Consider the following 16,280-nt stretch of genomic DNA (forward strand, 5'->3'; position numbering starts at 1 on the left):
TTCACTACGGAGGTCGCGGCATCTGTGGCCGCGGAACCGCCGGCTGGCGGTGGCTCGACCTCAGGCGCCTGCTGACCGATGTCGTGTGTCGAGAGTCTGGCTGGGGTAGCGTCGAGCACCTCCATGTGGTCTTCTGCACGGCTCGGGTTCGTGAGGCTGGACAGAGCCAGCACGACCAGGACGCCTACCTGCGGGCTCTAAAACGCAGCGGATCAGCCAACATCATCGAGTACGGGAAGTACGTGTCCCGTTGCGCCACGGCGCCACTCGCTGTGGCGGGTAGGCGAGGACGCCCCCAGATCACCCAGTCAGCGTGGCCCGTGCAGGTTCGTAACTCTGAGGATCATGACGTACCCGGCGCGACCTTCATGGTGTCTATTGCCCGGCGGGAGGAGAAGGGCAGCGACGTGAATGTTGCCGCCCATCTCCTGCATGACGTCCTGACAGGGGCTGTCGAGGCGGCCGTCGTGGTCAGCAACGACAGCGATCTCAAGCTACCGGTGCAGATTGCCAAAGAGCGTGTGCCGGTCGGCGTAGTTAACCCGACGAAGGGTCATCCGGCGCGCGACTTGAGCGGAGCACCGGGCGCCGGAGTCGGAGGGCACTGGTGGTACCAGTTGACTGTCCCGGACTTCATCGGCGCCCAACTGCCGACGGTGGTCGGAACCCTTCGGAAGCCAGCCGGGTGGTAGCAAGAGTAAAGCCGCCCCCAGAGGGGGCGGCTGGTATGGCTCCGTACTGTAGCCGGACTGCGGCAGGACGTCAAATTCGTCCTGCCGGCTAGGCTGCCCAAACCGCAGGTCCGGGCAAAGCCCGGGGGCAGCCTAGCCGGCAGGACCAAATCCACCAACGCGGATCGTCGACAAACTGCATCTCGGTGCCCCCGGCAAGATTCGAACTTGCGACACCTTCTTTAGGAGAGAAGTGCTCTTCCCCTGAGCTACGAGGGCGTGGCCCGTGATCGGGCCGCGGGCCATCGTACCGGCGGGGCATGCGCCACACTGTCGCCGTGCCAGCCACCCCCGACGCCCTCGCCCCGCTCCAGCGTCGCACCGTGCGCACCCTTGCGGCGAGCCAGACCCTGGGCGCGATCGGGCAGCTCGCCGGTGTCGCGGTCGCCACGCTCCTGGCCGAGGAGCTCTCCGGCAGCGAGGAGTACGCCGGGCTCGGCGGCACCTTCCAGACCCTCGGCAGCGCCCTCGCGGCCGTCCTCCTCGCCCGCATCGCCTCCCGCCGGGGCCGCCGCGCCGCCCTCGTCACCGGCTATGCCCTCGGCGTCATCGGCGCGGTCGGTACCGTCGCCGCCGCGGTCACCGGCAGCTTCACCCTGCTCCTCGCCTCCGCGCTGCTCTTCGGCGGCGCCACCGCGTCGAACAACGCCGCCCGCTACGCCGCCACCGACCTCGCGACCCCCGAGCACCGCGGCCGGGACCTCTCCACCGTCGTCTGGGCGACGACCATCGGCGCCGTCGCCGGTCCCAACCTCGTCGGGCCCGGTGGGCGCGTCGCCGAGCTGCTCGGTCTGCCACCGCTGAGCGGCACCTTCGTCTTCTCGATCGTCGGTTTCGCCCTCGCCATCGGCGCGCTCACCGCGCTGCTCCGCCCCGACCCGCTCCTCGAGGCCCGCAGCCTCGCCCTCGCGACCGGCGGCCCCGCGCACGTCCACGGCTCCTTCGCCTCGGGCCTGCGCGCGATCGGCGCGCACCCCGCCGCGCTCCTGGGCCTGATCGTCGTCGCGATCGGCCACGCCGTCATGGTCTCGGTCATGGTGATGACCCCCCTGCACATGAAGCACGGGCACGCGTCGCTGTCCGTCGTCGGGTTCGTCATCTCCATCCACGTCCTGGGGATGTTCGCGTTCTCCCCGCTCGTCGGCCGCGCCGTCGACCGGCTCGGTGGCCGGACCGTCGCGCTCGTCGGCAGCGCGATCCTCCTGGCCGCCACCCTGCTCGCGGCCTCGACCGACCCCGGCGCGAGCCACCTCCTCGAGCTCGCCCTCTTCCTCCTCGGCCTCGGCTGGTCGTGCACCCTCGTCTCCGGCTCGACCCTCCTCACCGGGGCCCTGCCGACCTCGGACGCCCCGGCCGCCCAAGGGGTCTCGGACGCCGCGATGGGCGTCGCCGGCGGCGGAGGAGCTGCGCTCGCCGGGGTCGTCGTCGCCCAGGCCGGCTACTCCGCTCTCGCCCTCGGTGCTGCCGTCCTCGCAGCCCTCGTCGCGGTCGCCGTCGGGATCGTGCGCGTCTGACCGTCCGACACGCTCCCGCACGCCCGACACCCCCGGGCGCCCTTGTTAGCGTGTCGTCGGTGAGCGAGATCGACGGCCCCGGGGACCCGAGCGCGGTCGACCGGGCCCGCTCCCGCTGGCAGCACGAGCTCGCCGCTCTCGGTGGCCGCAACACCCTTCTGTGGTTCGACGTGCAGACCGACACCGTCCTCGACCTCACGCACGCCCACCCCGGTGGGGTCGCCATGCTGCTGGCCGGGCGCGACACCCGCCTGAGCGACCTCGTCCGCGAGCCCGACGCGCTCGACGCCGCCGGTCGCCGCGCGCGTCACGTGCGCGACGCGGCCGACGACGCCCTCGACGCCACCGGCATCCGCTCGTGCTTCCTCGTCCTCGGCCTCGCGTCGTGGACGATCCCCGGCTCGGAGCGCCACCCCGTCGCCCCGGTGCTCCTGCGGCGCTGCACTCTCCGGCCCGTCGTCGCCGGGGGCCGCGACCACGTCCTGGACCTCTCCGACGTCGTCGAGATCAACCCGGTCCTCGTCGGCTACCTCCGCAGCCAAGCCGGTCTGAGCATCGACCCCGACGACATCGTCGACCGCGCTCACGACCGCAGCGGCTTCAACCCCGCGCTCGTCTGGGAGCGGCTGCGCCGCGAGTGCGCGGGCCTGCCCGACCTCGTCGTCGAACCCAGCCTCGCCGTCGCCGTCGTGCCCTACGGCAAGGCCGACCGGGTCGCCGACGTCACCGACCCCGCCGTGCCCCTCGAGCGCAGCGACCTGCTCGCGGCGGCCGCGGGCGACGAGACCGCCCGCGAGCGGCTCCTGGCCCGACGCGACGGTCTGGCCGACGAGGCCGACAAGGCTGGCATCACCGACGACGCCGAACCCTCCGTCCTCGAGCTCGACCCGCAGCAGCACGCGGCCGCGACCCTCGTCGACGATGGCGCCGACCTCGCCGTCCGTGCCCCCGTCGGCACCGGCGCGAGCACCCTCGTCGCCGACGTCGTCGCCCGGGCCGTCGGGGCCGGCCGCACCGTCCTGCTCGTCAGCGAGTCGGGCGCCGCGATCCGCGCCGTGGGGCGCCGCCTCGCCGGGGTCGGTCTCGACGACGCGCTGCTGCACCTCGACGACCCGGCTGGGGCTTTTGACGCCCGGACGTTCATCGAGCGGTGGAGCGACGTCGAGGTCCCCGACCGCAAGGAGCTCGCCGCGATCGAGGCCGACGCGCAGGCCCGCGCCGACCGGGTCACCGCGCTCGCGGAGGTCCTCGCCGACCACGTCCGCGCCCTGCACGCCCCGCGCGAGCCGTGGGGATGCTCGATGCACGAGGCGCAGGAGGAGATCGTCGGGCTCTCCCAGCTGGAGCACCCTCCGCGCGCCCGCTTCCGGCTCTCCGACGACGTCCTGCTGCGAACCACCCCCACCTCCGTCGACGAGATCGGCCCGCGGGTCCGCGCGGTCGTGGAGGACGCCGCTGGAGCGGGGGAGGACCTCGACCCGTGGCACCGGGCCGACCTCGTCGACGCCGACGAGGCCCGCGCCGCCGTCGCCGCCGTGTCGCGCCTTCGCTCCAGCCTCGACGAGCTGCGTGCCGTCTTCGACGAGGTGTTCTCCGGCCTGCGGCTGCCCGAGCAGGACACCGTCGCCCAGCGGGGCATCCTCCTGTCGACCCTCGAGCAGGTTCGCGACAGCCTGGAGGTCTTCCGCCCCGAGGTCTTCGACCAGCCGCTGACGGACATGGTCGCCGCGACCGGCCCTCGCGAGGCCGCGCCCGCCCTCTCCCGGCGGGACCGGTGGCGCCTGACGAACCAGGCCAAGGGCTTCCTGCGGCCCGGCCCGCCCCCGCAGGACCTGCACGAGGCGCTGCGCCGGGCGCAGCAGCAGCGGACCGTGTGGTTCTCCGTCGCCGGCGCCGGCGGCCGCCCGCGGGTTCCCGAAGACATCGACCGCGCTCACGAGGTCTACGAGGAGGTCCACGACGACCTCGTCCACCTCTCGCGGGTCCTCGCCGGCACCCGCGCAGGCGGGGACCTCCTCGAGATGCCCGAGGTCGAGCTCCGCCGGCTGCTGGCCGACCTCGCCGAGCATCCCGAGCGTGCCGTCGTCGCCGCGACGGTCCGCAGCCGGCTGCGCGCGCTCGACGAGGACGGCTGGGGCGGCCTCGTGGACGAGCTGCTGCGCCGCGGCACGCCCGCCGCGCACGTCCCCACCGAGGTGCGCTTCGTCTGGTGGGCCTCGCTCGCCGATCACGTCTCTCGCACCGACCCGTCCTACGGCGGCCACGACGGCGCCCGGCTGCGGCGGGCCGCGGTCGAGTACGACGGGCTCATCGACGAGGTGCGCCTCGACGTCGCCGGCGGCATCGCCCGTCGGGTTCGGTCGACGATGCGCGAGCGCGCGAGGGAGCTGCGCCGCGAGGCCCGATGGGTCGGGGGTCTCGCGACCGGCAGGACGGCGCCCGTCGCGACCTCCGACGTCACCGCCGGCGCCCCGCGGCTGCTGTCGACGCTCGCTCCGTGCTGGGCGTGCTCGCCGCTGGCGGTCCCCTCGCTCGTGCCTCCGGACCAGCGTTTCGACCTCGTCGTCGTCGACGACGCGGCCCGGACGACGACGGCGCGCATCGCGTCCGCGCTCGCCCGTGCCGACCGGGTGCTCCTCGTCGGTGACCCCGACCAGCTCGGGCCGGCCGGCGTCGAACGCACCACCCCGTCCGCGTGGGACGAGCTCGCCCCGCTGCTGCCGCAGGTGACGCTCGAGCGGCTCGAGGGTCAGGCACCCGAGAGCCTCGATCTCGTCCGTGCACGGCGCGAGGGTGCTGGCGACCGGGCGCTGTGGGGGGTGCCGGGCCGCTCGACCTCGCCCCGCCTGTGGGTCGACCCCGCCGAGGCGTCGATCGAGGCGGTCCTGTCCGCGCTGCGACGCCACGTCGCCGCGACCCCGTCGCTGAGCCTGGCCGTCCTCACCATCGACGACGCCTCCGCCCGTGCGATCGAGTCGGCGGTCGCCGAGGCCGCGGGCGGCGACGACGCGCTCCGTCGCTGGCTCGACGAGGTCGACGAGCCGCTGCTCGTCCGCGCCGCCGACCGGATGCACCGTCGCCAGCGCGATCTCGCCGTCATCGCGCTCGCACCGCTGGCCGACGCGGCCTGGCCGAGCCTGGTCGAGCGGGACGCGTGGGCCGTCGTCGCGACCTCCCGCGGGCGGTACGGCTGCGTCGTCCTCCCCCCGGCCGGGGACGCGCCCGAGCCGGTCGTCGAGCTCGTCGAGGAGGTCCGCCGCGCCGCGCAGGGGGCGCCCGCGCCCGACGACGCGGCGACCCGCTCGGCCGCCGGGGCGATGGCCGACCTCCTCGCCCGACGCCTGCGGGACGCCGACGTCACCGTCCGGGTCGACCACGGCACCGGCGCCCACACGATCGACCTCGCCGTCTCGGTCGACGACGGCCCGCCCGTGCTCGCCGTCGACCTCGACGGACCCGGGTACGCGGCGCAACGCCACCCCCGGTTCCGCGACCGGTGGTGGACCCGCTCGCTCGAGAGCCGCGGGTGGCGCCACCTGCGGATCTGGTCGATCGACGTCTACCGTGACCCCGCCCGCGAGGAGGCCCGGGTGCGCGAGGTCCTCGCGGCGCTCCAAGCCACGAAGGAGCAGCGCTGATGGTCACCCCATCGACCGAGCCGGGCCAGCCCGCCGCAACCGAGGCCGTCCGCCGCGACCGTGGCCGCGGCGAACGACCAGAACCGCGGCTGACGGAGCCAGTTCGGTCCGCGCCCGCAGAGGACCCCGCAGGCCCGGCGGCCGGCCGGGCGCCTCGGGTCCGGCGCGTCCGGCCCGAGCAGACGAGCGACGACACCGACCGCGGCTGGGGCGAGCGCCCCGACGAGGACTCCCACGACCGCTGGCTGCAGGAGCAGCGGCCCCCGCACTGGGAGTGACCCGCCGGCGGTCGCCGGTACGACGACGCCCCGGCCACCGTGACGGTGGACCGGGGCGTCGGTCGTGCGGGGGTTGGGATCAGCGGCCGGCGCGGAGGCTGTCGCGGATCTCGCGGAGCAGCTCGACGGACTCCTCCGTCGTCTCCTCCTCGGCGGCGATGAAGCGCTCGCGCATCTTCTGGTACGGCTTGACGACGAAGAAGTAGACGATGAACGCGAGGATGAGGAACGCGACGAGGGCCGTGAGGAACTGGCCGACCGGGAGGCCCCACGGCTCAAAAGCGTTGAAGTTCGGGTTCGCGCCGAACGCCTTCGAGATCGCCGACAGCAGAAGGTTGGTGAACGCGGTGACGACGAGGCCGAACGAGCTGGCGATGATCAGACCGACGGCGATCTCGACGAGATTGCCGCGCATGAGGAAGTCCTTGAAGCCCTTCACGGGTTTCTCCTGGTTCTGTGAGTCGTGCCGGGCAGCAGAACGCTGGACCGGCTCCGGGTGAGGACCCGGCCCGGGGGAGCAGCCGTGATGCCACCCCTGCCCGGGATCTGGCACCGACGATAACTGCTGAACGGCTCCTGAGCGACATTCGACTCACCCGTGGGGGTGTATCAGCGCGTCCCGACCAGCGCCACGAGGTACCCGCGGACGGCCCCGGTGTCGTCCTCGGCGGCCAGCGCGCCGACCTGCGACGCGGGGGCGGCGACCTGGAGGTGGTCGGGGCCGACGGCGTTCGCCGCGGGCTGCGGCACCGACAGGACGAGAGCGCCCCGCAGGACCGGCTCGCTCCGCCCCGGCCGGTAGAGGTCGACCCGGTTGCCGGCGACGACCGCCCGGGCCGCGGCCGGGTCGGCGACGGGGACGGACACCGCCCGGCGACCCGCCGGCAGCCGGTCGAGCGCGCCCGCGCCGACGACCCGGGCCGGCACGAGGACCTCACCGCGGGAGATGGCCCCGGTGACGGGCCGCCCGACGAGCTCCGCCGGCGCCCTCGCCGCGTCGGCGGGCACGTGGGCGACGGGCCGGGGCACGACCCGCACGTCGGCCGCGGTCAGGGTGGCCCCGGCAGGCACGTCGCCCGCGGCGACGAGAACCTCCGTCGTCCGGGCGCTGCGGCTGCTCGCCGCGGACAGCGCCCACGCCGCGGCGGCGAGCGCGAGAAAGGCCAACCCGCGCCGCAGCAGGCGGCGGGCGTTCGCGGCGCGGCGTCCGGGTCCGGACAGGGGGAGGCGGTCGAGCGGCATGCCGACGACGCTAGGGACGGGGCGTCGCCCCGTCGCGGGTCGTCAGGAGTCGGTGGACGACGAGCTGGCCGAGGACGTGCTTGTGGAGGACGAGGACCCGGCGCTGTCGGTCTTGTAGAACCCGCTGCCCTTGAACTGGACGCCGACGGCGTTGAACACCTTGCGCAGGCGACCGTGGCACCGGGGGCACTCGGTGAGCGCGTCCTCGCTGAACGACTGGACGGTCTCGAAGGTGTGGCCGCACTCCGTGCACGCGTAGTCGTACTTCGGCATCGTCACTCTTTCGACGGGACTTCTCGGATGGCCGTCGGAGTATAGGTCCGGCGCGATCCGTCGCCGCCGCGGTCCCAGCCCGCCAGCCGGCCGTGCTCCCCGACCGCCACGATCCGCTTCTCCGCCGCGTCCTTGACGTCCTCGGCCGCGACGACGAGCAGCTGGTCGCCGTGCTCGAGCCGGGTCGTCGGGCGCGGCACGAAGCCGTCGCCGTCGCGCACGAGGAGGGAGACGTGCGAACGCTGCGGCAGCCGCAGCTCGTGGACCTCGAGACCGTGCAGGAGGGAGGCGCGGCCGACCTCGACCTGGATCAGCTCGGCGTGGAGCGTCTCCAGCGGTGCCGACTCGATCTGCACGCCGAGCGCGGTGTTCGGGTCGAGCACCCGCAGCCGGCGGGCGACGAAGGGCAGCAGCGGCCCCTGCACGAGGGTGAAGACGACGACGAGGACGAGGACGAGGTCGTAGACCCACTCGACGTCGGGGACGCCCGCGGTGATGGGCACCGTCGCGAGCACGACGGGCACCGCTCCGCGCAGGCCGGCCCATGACAGGAACGCCTGCTCGCGCAAGGGCACGCGGAACGGCGTGAGGGAGACGAGGACCGACAGCGGGCGGGCGAGCAGGAGCAGGACGAGCCCGAGGACGACGGCCGGCACGAGCTGCGTCGCGAAGCCGGACGGCGAGGCGACGATCCCGAGGAGGACGAAGAGCCCGATCTGCGCGAGCCACCCGATCGACGCCGAGAACCCCTCGACGGCGCTGCGATGGGGAAGGCCGCTGTTGCCCAGGACGAGCGCGGCGAGGTAGCACGCGATGAACCCCGAGGCGTGGATGCTCGCCGCCGCGGCGAAGGCGAGGACGCCGATGGCGACGATCCCGAGCGAGAACAGGCCCGAGGTCCCGGACGCGACCCGCCGCATGAGCCGGCCGCCGCCCCAGCCGATGGCCAGGCCCAGCGCGGCTCCGACGGCGAGCTCGAAGACTGCCGTGCCGACGATCGTGGCGAGGTCGATCCCGTCACCGGGGGTGCTCGCCACGGCCGACAGCGCCGTGACCGCGATGACGACCGGCGCGTCGTTGAACCCCGCCTCGGCCTCGAGCATCCCGGTCACCCGGCGGGGCAGGGGCACGCTGCGCAGGACGGAGAACACGGCAGCGGCGTCGGTGCTGGTGAGGATCGCGCCGACGAGGAAGGCCGTGGTCCACGACCAGCCGAGCAGCACGACGGTGGCGGAGGCGACGACGACGATGGAGACGATCACGCCGACGGTCGCCAGGACCGCCGCTGGGGCGACCGACGCCTTGATGGCCGACCAGCGCGTGGTCAGGCCACCCTCGATGAGGATGAGGATGAGCGCGCAGTAGCCCAGGACCTGGGTGAGCGCCGGGTCGTCGATGTCGTTGGGGACGAGGGCGTTGAACGCGAGCCCGACGCCGAGGTACGCGAGCAGCGACGGCAGCCCCGTCCGTTCCGAGACCTTGACGGCCGCGACGCAGACGACGAACACGAGGGAACCGATGAGGAGGACCGGGGTGAGGTCCTGGAGGCCGAACGACCCACCGGTGGTGTCGACACCGGGCCAGAGCGTGAGGGTCATCGCCACCTCCTCGTTCGGCCAGCCGGTCGGACTGCGTCAGTGTCTCAGGCGGGGGTGCCCGGCGGGTCGGCGGTCCACGGCGGCGTCGAGACGGGCAGCGCGGTGCACCCGTCGGCGGTGACGACGGCGTCGACGGCCCGGTCGTGGGGCTCGAGCGGCAGGGGATCCGCGAGCAGCTCACCGGGGTGGAGCAGGGTCACGACGGGCACGTCCCCCCGCCCGGCGGCCGCCAGCCGCGCCAGGACCCTGTCGTAGCAGCCACCGCCCTGCCCGAGCCGGGTGCCACCCCCGTCGACGCTCAACCCGGGGGCGAGGACGACATTGGCGGCCAGGACGGCGTCGGGCCCGAGCGTGGTGCGGTCCGGGTCGCCCGCGTCGCACCAGTCGAGGTCGAGGTCGGGGAGGGTGATCGGCACGAGCACCCGCACGTCCCGGGCGGCCAGCATCGCGACCAGGTCGGCCGTCGGCGGCTCGATCGGGGTCGACTCGTACGCGGTGACGGTGGCCCCCGCGCCGATCCCCAGCCGGTCGAGGAGGTCGAGGACGTGGGCCGCGAGGCGGGGTCCGTCGGCGTCGAGGTCGCGGGCGGCGGTGATCCGTCGGCGCTCCTCACGGCGCTGCGCTCGGACGAGTCGCTTGTCGGCGGCTGTGGGGTGCGTCACGGGGTCCCTCCTCGCGCGGGTGCTCCGCGGCAGGCCACGGGCGGCCCATCGTAGGCTCGGGTCCATGAGCGCGTCAGCCCGGTCCGCCCTCGAGAAGATGCGCGCCCGGGGCGTCGATGCCCGCGCGGTGCGCACCTTCGAGCACTACTGGAACGAGCTCGCGGCGGGCGCCCAGGGCGTCGTCCACGAGTCCGAGATCGCGCCGCTGGACCGGGTCCCGGAGCTCGACGACGTCGAGTGCACGGAGGAGGAGGCGCGCGAGGCGCTGACCCGCACGGCCATCGTCAAGCTCAACGGTGGGCTCGGGACGAGCATGGGGATGACGGGGCCGAAGTCGGCGCTCGTCGTCCACGACGGGCTGTCCTTCCTCGACCTCACCGCCCGCCAGGTCCGGGCGCTGCGGCACGAGCACGGGGTCGAGGTGCCGCTCGTCCTCATGAACTCGTTCCGCACGCGCGCAGCCTCGCTCGAGATCCTCGGGCGCTATCCCGACCTCGCGGTGGAGGGCATGCCCGCGGACTTCCTCCAGAACGCGGAGCCGAAGCTGCGCGCCGACGACCTCGAGCCGGTCGAGTGGCCCGCCGACCCCGATCTCGAGTGGTGCCCGCCGGGCCACGGTGACGTCTACGTGGCGCTCGCGGGGTCGGGGCTGCTCGACGCGCTGCGCGAGCGCGGCGTGCGGTACGCCTTCATCTCCAACGCCGACAACCTCGGCGCGACGTGCGACCCGACGATCGCCGCGTGGCTGCACCGCGAGTCGATCCCGTTCGCGATGGAGGTCTGCGAGCGCACCCGCAACGACCGCAAGGGCGGGCACGTCGCGCGGCGGATGGCCGACGACCGGCTCGTCCTGCGGGAGATCGCGATGGTGGCCGAGGGTGAGGAGGACCTCTTCCAGGACACCGCGCGGCACCGGTACTTCAACACGAACAGCATCTGGATCGACCTCGACGTCCTCGCCGCCGTCCTCGGCGAGCGCGACGGCGTGCTCGGGCTGCCGATCGTCGTCAACCGCAAGACGGTCGACCCGAGCGATCCCGGGTCGACGCCGGTCATCCAGATCGAGTCGGCGATGGGGAGCGCGATCGAATCCTTCGACGACGCCCGGGTCGTCGAGGTCCCCCGCACCCGCTTCCGCCCCGTGAAGACGACGAACGAGCTGCTGCTCCTGCGCTCGGACGTCTTCGAGGTCGACGAGCACGGTCGGGTGCACGGCACGAGCGAGCGACCCGACCCGAAGGTCAGCCTGTCGAGCGCGTACAAGCTCGTACGCGACTTCGAGGCGCGGTTCCCGCACGGGGCGCCGTCGCTGCGGCGGTGCGACTCGCTCACGGTCGAGGGGGACGTCGTCTTCGGCGCCGGCGTCGAGTGCGTCGGGGACGTCGTCGTCGTGGGCGACGGACGGATCGCCGACGGCGCGGTCCTCCAGGGACGCGTCAAGGCGGCCGGATGACCGACGGGCCGTCGCTGCGCCGGGGTCTGCGGATCGGTCGGTCGGGCGAGCACTGGCCCGTCGTGCTGCGCGGGTCGAGCCCGGCGGGCGACCTCGTCACGGTCCGCCCCATCGCCAAGGAGGACGAGCGGTCCTACCGGCGGGTGCGGCGCGACAGTCGCGAGTGGCTCGCCCCGTGGGAGGCGACCTCGCCGGTGCGGCCCGGCCCGCCGACGCCGTTCGGGGCGTTCGTGCGCGCCCAGCACGCCGAGGCCGAGGAGGGGCGCAGCCTGCCGTTCGTCTTCACCGTCGGGCGTCGGGGGGTCAGCGCTCCGCTCGCCGGGCAGCTCACCGTCTCGAACATCGTCGAGGGCGCGTCCTGGTCGTGCGCGATCGGCTACTGGATCGGGCAGGGCTACGCCGGTCGCTGGATCACGCCCACCGCGGTCGCGCTCGTCGGGGACCACCTGTTCCGGGACCGGCGGATGCACCGCATCGAGATCAACATCCGCCCCGAGAACGCCGCGAGCCTGGCCGTCGTGCGCAAGCTCGGGTTCCGCGAGGAGGGGCCCCGGCCGGCGTTCCTCCACATCGCGGGGGCGTGGCGCGACCACCTGTCGTTCGCGCTGACGACGGAGGATCTCGCGGGCGGGAGCCTCATGGACCGCCTGTCACGTGCGTATCAGGTGTCCCACCCACGACACACCGGCTGACGTCCGAGGTGGGGGCGCCGCGCGTCCCTACCGTGGGTCCGTGCAGCCCAGCAGCCTCGTCTTCGTCGTCGTCGTGGTGGCGTGGGCTGCCTACGTCGCGATGCACTGGGCCCGCCGCCGCGAGGAGCTCGCGACCGCGCGCACGATGGACCGCTTCACCGAGACCATGCGCGTCCTCGACCACCGCTCGGCCCTGGCCGGCGCCGATGACGGGCGCGTCGTCCACCGTTCCTACGTCGGCAGCCCCGCGCGTGCGGCATCGCCGACCCGACCTACGGAGGCCGTCCCCGTGCCGATGCCTGCGCACCAGTCCGAGTCCTCCGTCACCGCAGGGCCCCGACCTCCGCGCGCCGTCCGAGGCGTCACCTTCCTCGTCGCCCTTGCGGCGGTCGTCCTCTCTCCGCTGCTCGCCGCGTTCGGCGCCGTGCAGTGGTGGGTCGTCCCGGTCGCGCTCGTCGCGCTCGCCGGGTCGGTCGTGTGGCTGCGCACGGCGGTCGTCGCCGAGCGGGCCGCCCGTCGGGAGCGGCGTCGTCTGGCGCGGGAGCGGCGGTCGGTCGGCACGCGGTCGGCTGACGCTGGGCGACGGGTCGTCCGCCCCGCGGCTCCGGCGCCTCGCCGGGTCGCGCGCCCGGCGGACCTGCCGACGGCCTCGGTCGAGCCGACCACGGAAGAGACCAGCTCCGACCACGAGGTGACCGACACGAGCCCGGCGGCCGACGAGGTCTTCGACGTCGCCCGTCCGGTCGTCGTCGAGAGCGACGCGCCGGACGTCGACACGTCTGTGGCCGCCGACCCGGGTGTCGTTGCCACGGAGACCGCCGACGAGGTCGTGGTGCCCGTCGCCCGTCTCGACGAGGACGACGTCCCCGACACGTGGGACCCGCGCCCCGTGCCGCGGCCGACGTACACGATGAAGGCCCGCGCGCCGCAGCGCCCGGCGGTCGCACCGCAGGTCGAGGAGCTCGACGCGATGCTGTGGCAGGAGCAGCAGGCCGCGCGCCTGCGCGCCGTCAACGACTGAGGTCGCTCACCGACTGACGTCGCTCACCGACTGACGTCGGGGTTCGTCAGCTCGGAACCGTCCTCTCGCAGGTCGTCGGCGTGCTCCTCGACCTCCCGCTCGACGGCCGACCGCTCGGCCGGGGCCAGCAGGTCCTCGGCGTCCTCCACCGGTGGGTCGTCCTCGACGATGTGGTGGGTCACCGCGTTGAGCACCGCCACGATGGGGACCGCGACGAGGGCACCGACAATGCCGCCCATGATGATCCCGGCCGCGATGGCGAGGATGACGGCGAGCGGGTGCACGGCGACGGCGCGGCCCAGGAGGAACGGCTGGAGCACGTGCGACTCGAGCTGCTGCACGCCGACGACGACCGCGAGCATGATGAGCGCGGTGACCGGCCCCTTGGCGACGAGTGCGAGGAGCACCGCGACGGTGCCGCTGACCCCGGCGCCGACGACGGGGATGAACGCGCCGAAGAAGACGAGCAGGGCGATGCCCGCGGCGAACGGGACCCCGAGGACCACGGCGCCGAGCCCGATGCCGGCGGCATCGGCGGCGGCGACGACGAGGGTGGCGCGGCTGTAGGCACCGAGCTGGTTCCACGCGATGAGGCCGGAGGACACGGCGCGGGCCCGGACGTGGCGCGGCAGGATCCGCACGAACCACGCGAAGATCCGCTCGCCCTCGTGGAGGAAGAAGAAGAGCGAGAACAACGCGATGAAGAATCCCGCGACGATCTGGGTCACGGTGGTCCCGGCCTTCGTGGCCGCCTCGCCAGCGCTCCCGCCGCCGGAGGACTGGGACGCCGCCTCCTTCGCCCGTCGGACGTACTCCGTGAGCTGGGTGTCGCTGATGCCGAAGGTGGACCGCACCCAGTCCCGGATCTGGTTGAACCCCTGGAGCACCTGGCCGGAGAGGTCGTCGAACTGGTCGACGAGCTGGGTGCCGACGATGGTGAACAGGCCGATGATCGCGGCGAGTGTGCCGAGCACCGTGAGCCCCGCCGCGAGGCCCGAGGGCATGACGCTGCGCATCCGGCGGTAGACAGGGTGGAGCAGGGCGGAGAGGAGGATCGCGACGACGACGGGGATCGTGATCTCGGAGAAGTACCCCAGGACGCGCAGGAGGACCCAGATGCCGACGCCGACGACGAGGAGCCGGACGGTCCACTCCGATGCCGCGCGCAGACCGGGCGGGGTCCACGACGTGTCCCGCTTGAGCGGGTAGGTGGCGGCGTCGCCCGGGACCTCGTGGTCGGGGCAGGCGCTGGCGGCGGGCTTCACGTGTCTGACCTCGTGCTCTCGTCTGGGGGGCCGACGGTAGCCCCAGCCCTCAGTTTCGGTGCCGGTGCGCCGGGGTGCTACCCTGACCGACGCACTTGGGGCTGTGGCGCAGTTGGTAGCGCGTCTCGTTCGCAATGAGAAGGCCAGGGGTTCGAATCCCCTCAGCTCCACCGCACGCACAAGGCTCGAACCCTTGCCAACGGAAACGTTGGTCGAGGTTCGGGCCTTGTTCGCGTCTGCGGCCCAGGTCAGGGCGTTGGCGTTGACCAGCGGATCGAGGAGCATCTCGAAGGGCCGGTTGTGCTCGACGCGCAGCTCGTTGTCCTCGTCGATGAAGACCTTGGTGAAGAAGGCCTGGTTGCACAGGCGCCTGAACCGCACTGGATTGGTTGGAGTCTCCATCGTTTGGAAACGAGGATGTACTCATGCCGAAGGACACCACCCCGGGGAAGCCGACCACGCGTCGCTACAGCCCCGACGAGAAGGCCGCTGCGGTGCGGATGGTCAGGACTCTGCGCGCAGAGCTAGGCACAGAGCACGGCACGGTCCAGCGCGTCGCCCAGCAGTTGGGGTACGGCACCGAGTCGGTCCGGCCCTGGGTCCGTCAAGCTGATATCGACGAGGGCCACGTCGCGGGCATCAGTACCAGTGACGCGGCGAAGATGAAGGCTCTGGAGCAGGAGAACCGTGAGCTCAAGCGCGCCAACGAAATCTTGAAGAGGGCCGCCAGCTTCTTCGGGGCGGAGCTCGACCGCCAGCACAAGAAGTAGCCGCGTTCATCGACGCCAACCGCGACGACGTCGTCGCGGGTCGGCGGCTGGGGGTCGAGCTCATCTGCAGCGTGCTGCAGGTGGCCCCCAGCAGCTACTACCAGGTCAAGAGCCGGCAGCCATCGGCCCGTGCCCGACGTGACGCGGTGATGGGCCCGGTGGTGCGGCAGCTGTGGGAAGCCAACTACCGGGTCTACGGGGCACGGAAGATCTGGAAGGCCGCGCGACGCTCTGGTCACGACATCGGCCGCGACCAGGTCGCCCGGCTGATGCGCGCCGAGGGTATCGAGGGCGTGCGGCGCACCAAGCGGGTGCGCACCACCACGCCAGACCCGGGCATGCCGCGGCACCCGGACCTGGTGGGCCGCGACTTCACCGCCACCGCGCCGAACCAGTTGTGGGTCACAGATCTGACCTTCGTGCCGACCTGGGCCGGCGTCGCCTACGTCTGCTTCATCATCGACGCCTCCTCCCGCACGATCGTCGGGTGGCGAGTCGCCTCGCACATGAGGACCACGATGGTCCTCGACGCCATCGAGATGGCCAGGTGGTCACGCGGCACCCAGCTCGACGGGCTGCGGTGTCACAGCGACGCGGGCAGCCAATTCACGTCGATTCGCTACGGAGAACGACTGGCTGAGATCGGTGCGGTGCCCTCGATCGGCACCGTCGGGGATTCGTACGATAACGCCCTTGCCGAGACCGTGAACGGCTACTACAAGGCCGAGCTAATCCGCGGCCCCGCACGCCAGGGACGGCCCTGGAAGAGCATCGAGGATGTCGAGCTCGCCACCCTGTCCTGGGTCCACTGGCACAACCACGACCGCCTCCACGGCTACCTGGGCGACGTCCCGCCAGCAGAGTTCGAGGAAGCGTTCTACGCTACGCAACGGTCCGACCACCCCTTGGTCGGAATCCAATAGCCCGAGCCTCCACCAGACCCNCACTGGCACAACCACGACCGCCTCCACGGCTACCTGGGCGACGTCCCGCCAGCAGAGTTCGAGGAAGCGTTCTACGCTACGCAACGGTCCGACCACCCCTTGGTCGGAATCCAATAGCCCGAGCCTCCACCAGACCCAGTGCGGTTCAACCAGTCGGGCGTCGACCTCCGCCGAGGTGTGTTGCCAGAAGCCCACGTCG

14 protein-coding genes, 2 tRNA genes and 1 other annotated feature are annotated in these 16,280 nt (G+C 73.0%); of the genes, 9 read left to right on the top strand and 7 right to left on the bottom strand.

The features are described 5' to 3' along the window. Positions 1 to 320 precede the first annotated feature (320 nt). Complete coding sequence (locus DAA34_RS12440; RefSeq protein WP_234354120.1) at positions 321 to 692, top strand: PIN domain-containing protein; 372 nt, start codon at positions 321 to 323, stop codon at positions 690 to 692. A 186-nt stretch (positions 693 to 878) separates the two neighbouring features. Here the strand turns inward: DAA34_RS12440 and DAA34_RS05205 are convergent. Then, positions 879 to 950: transfer RNA gene (locus DAA34_RS05205), tRNA-Arg, on the bottom strand. 59 nt (positions 951 to 1,009) lie between these two features. Here DAA34_RS05205 and DAA34_RS05210 point away from each other — a divergent pair. From DAA34_RS05210 to DAA34_RS05220, 3 genes are read left to right on the top strand one after another with little or no spacing between them, the layout of a single operon-like run. Then, positions 1,010 to 2,245, top strand: a complete 1,236-nt coding sequence (locus DAA34_RS05210; protein ID WP_234354121.1) for an MFS transporter — start codon at positions 1,010 to 1,012, stop codon at positions 2,243 to 2,245. 59 nt (positions 2,246 to 2,304) lie between these two features. Further along, the gene (locus tag DAA34_RS05215; protein WP_106817909.1) at positions 2,305 to 5,883 is read left to right on the top strand and encodes an AAA domain-containing protein; all 3,579 of its coding nucleotides are present in this window, start codon (positions 2,305 to 2,307) and stop codon (positions 5,881 to 5,883) included. After that, positions 5,883 to 6,161 carry a hypothetical protein gene (locus DAA34_RS05220; protein ID WP_106817910.1) on the top strand — a complete coding sequence of 93 codons (279 nt, stop codon included), beginning with the start codon at positions 5,883 to 5,885 and terminating at the stop codon, positions 6,159 to 6,161. The genes DAA34_RS05215 and DAA34_RS05220 overlap by 1 nt, the downstream gene beginning before the upstream one ends. A 79-nt stretch (positions 6,162 to 6,240) precedes the next feature. On the opposite strand, the gene DAA34_RS05225 is transcribed toward DAA34_RS05220, so the two are convergent. The 5 genes from DAA34_RS05225 to DAA34_RS05245 form a co-directional block, all read right to left on the bottom strand. Further along, complete coding sequence (locus tag DAA34_RS05225) at positions 6,241 to 6,600, bottom strand: MscL family protein (protein WP_106817911.1); 360 nt, start codon at positions 6,598 to 6,600, stop codon at positions 6,241 to 6,243. Positions 6,601 to 6,770: 170 nt separating this feature from the next. After that, positions 6,771 to 7,403, bottom strand: a complete 633-nt coding sequence (locus DAA34_RS05230; protein WP_106817912.1) for an SAF domain-containing protein — start codon at positions 7,401 to 7,403, stop codon at positions 6,771 to 6,773. A gap of 42 nt (positions 7,404 to 7,445) precedes the next feature. Further along, on the bottom strand, positions 7,446 to 7,676 hold the full coding sequence (locus DAA34_RS05235; protein ID WP_106819834.1) for an FmdB family zinc ribbon protein: 231 nt from the start codon (positions 7,674 to 7,676) through the stop codon (positions 7,446 to 7,448). 2 nt (positions 7,677 to 7,678) lie between these two features. Further along, positions 7,679 to 9,274, bottom strand: coding sequence for a potassium/proton antiporter (locus DAA34_RS05240; RefSeq protein WP_106817913.1), 1,596 nt, complete (start codon positions 9,272 to 9,274; stop codon positions 7,679 to 7,681). 44 nt (positions 9,275 to 9,318) lie between these two features. Beyond that, positions 9,319 to 9,936 carry a 5-formyltetrahydrofolate cyclo-ligase gene (locus DAA34_RS05245; RefSeq protein ID WP_234354122.1) on the bottom strand — a complete coding sequence of 206 codons (618 nt, stop codon included), beginning with the start codon at positions 9,934 to 9,936 and terminating at the stop codon, positions 9,319 to 9,321. A gap of 64 nt (positions 9,937 to 10,000) precedes the next feature. Here DAA34_RS05245 and DAA34_RS05250 point away from each other — a divergent pair, with 64 nt between their 5' ends. The 3 genes from DAA34_RS05250 to DAA34_RS05260 are packed head-to-tail and all read left to right on the top strand — an operon-like array spanning position 10,001 to position 13,102. Next, positions 10,001 to 11,389: a UTP--glucose-1-phosphate uridylyltransferase gene (locus DAA34_RS05250; RefSeq protein WP_106817914.1), complete on the top strand. Its 1,389-nt coding sequence runs from the start codon at positions 10,001 to 10,003 to the stop codon at positions 11,387 to 11,389. Further along, a complete protein-coding gene (locus DAA34_RS05255) occupies positions 11,386 to 12,081 on the top strand; it encodes a GNAT family N-acetyltransferase (protein WP_106817915.1) in 696 nt (231 codons plus the stop codon). Before DAA34_RS05250 ends, DAA34_RS05255 begins: the two co-directional genes overlap by 4 nt. 40 nt (positions 12,082 to 12,121) lie before the next feature. Then, positions 12,122 to 13,102, top strand: coding sequence for a hypothetical protein (locus DAA34_RS05260; RefSeq protein WP_106817916.1), 981 nt, complete (start codon positions 12,122 to 12,124; stop codon positions 13,100 to 13,102). A gap of 23 nt (positions 13,103 to 13,125) precedes the next feature. On the opposite strand, the gene DAA34_RS05265 is transcribed toward DAA34_RS05260, so the two are convergent. Beyond that, positions 13,126 to 14,367 (bottom strand): AI-2E family transporter, encoded by a 1,242-nt coding sequence (locus DAA34_RS05265; protein ID WP_106817917.1) that lies wholly within the window; start codon positions 14,365 to 14,367, stop codon positions 13,126 to 13,128. A gap of 97 nt (positions 14,368 to 14,464) precedes the next feature. Between DAA34_RS05265 and DAA34_RS05270 the strand changes: the two genes are divergently transcribed. Together DAA34_RS05270 and DAA34_RS05280 are read left to right on the top strand one after the other, a co-directional pair. Beyond that, a tRNA-Ala gene (locus DAA34_RS05270) sits at positions 14,465 to 14,537 on the top strand. Between the two features lie 255 nt (positions 14,538 to 14,792). After that, positions 14,793 to 16,060 (top strand): IS3-like element ISTesp1 family transposase gene (locus DAA34_RS05280; protein WP_106817918.1). Its coding sequence is split into 2 segments (ribosomal slippage): positions 14,793 to 15,102 and positions 15,102 to 16,060, totalling 1,269 coding nucleotides; the frame shifts between segments, so codons are not numbered across the junction. Further along, positions 15,096 to 15,226: a sequence feature (AL1L pseudoknot), on the top strand. (Overlaps the previous gene by 131 nt.) Positions 16,061 to 16,280: the final 220 nt, after the last annotated feature.

This window comes from Janibacter massiliensis (assembly GCF_900289115.1).
Taxonomy (GTDB): Bacteria; Actinomycetota; Actinomycetes; order Actinomycetales; family Dermatophilaceae; genus Janibacter_A; species Janibacter_A massiliensis.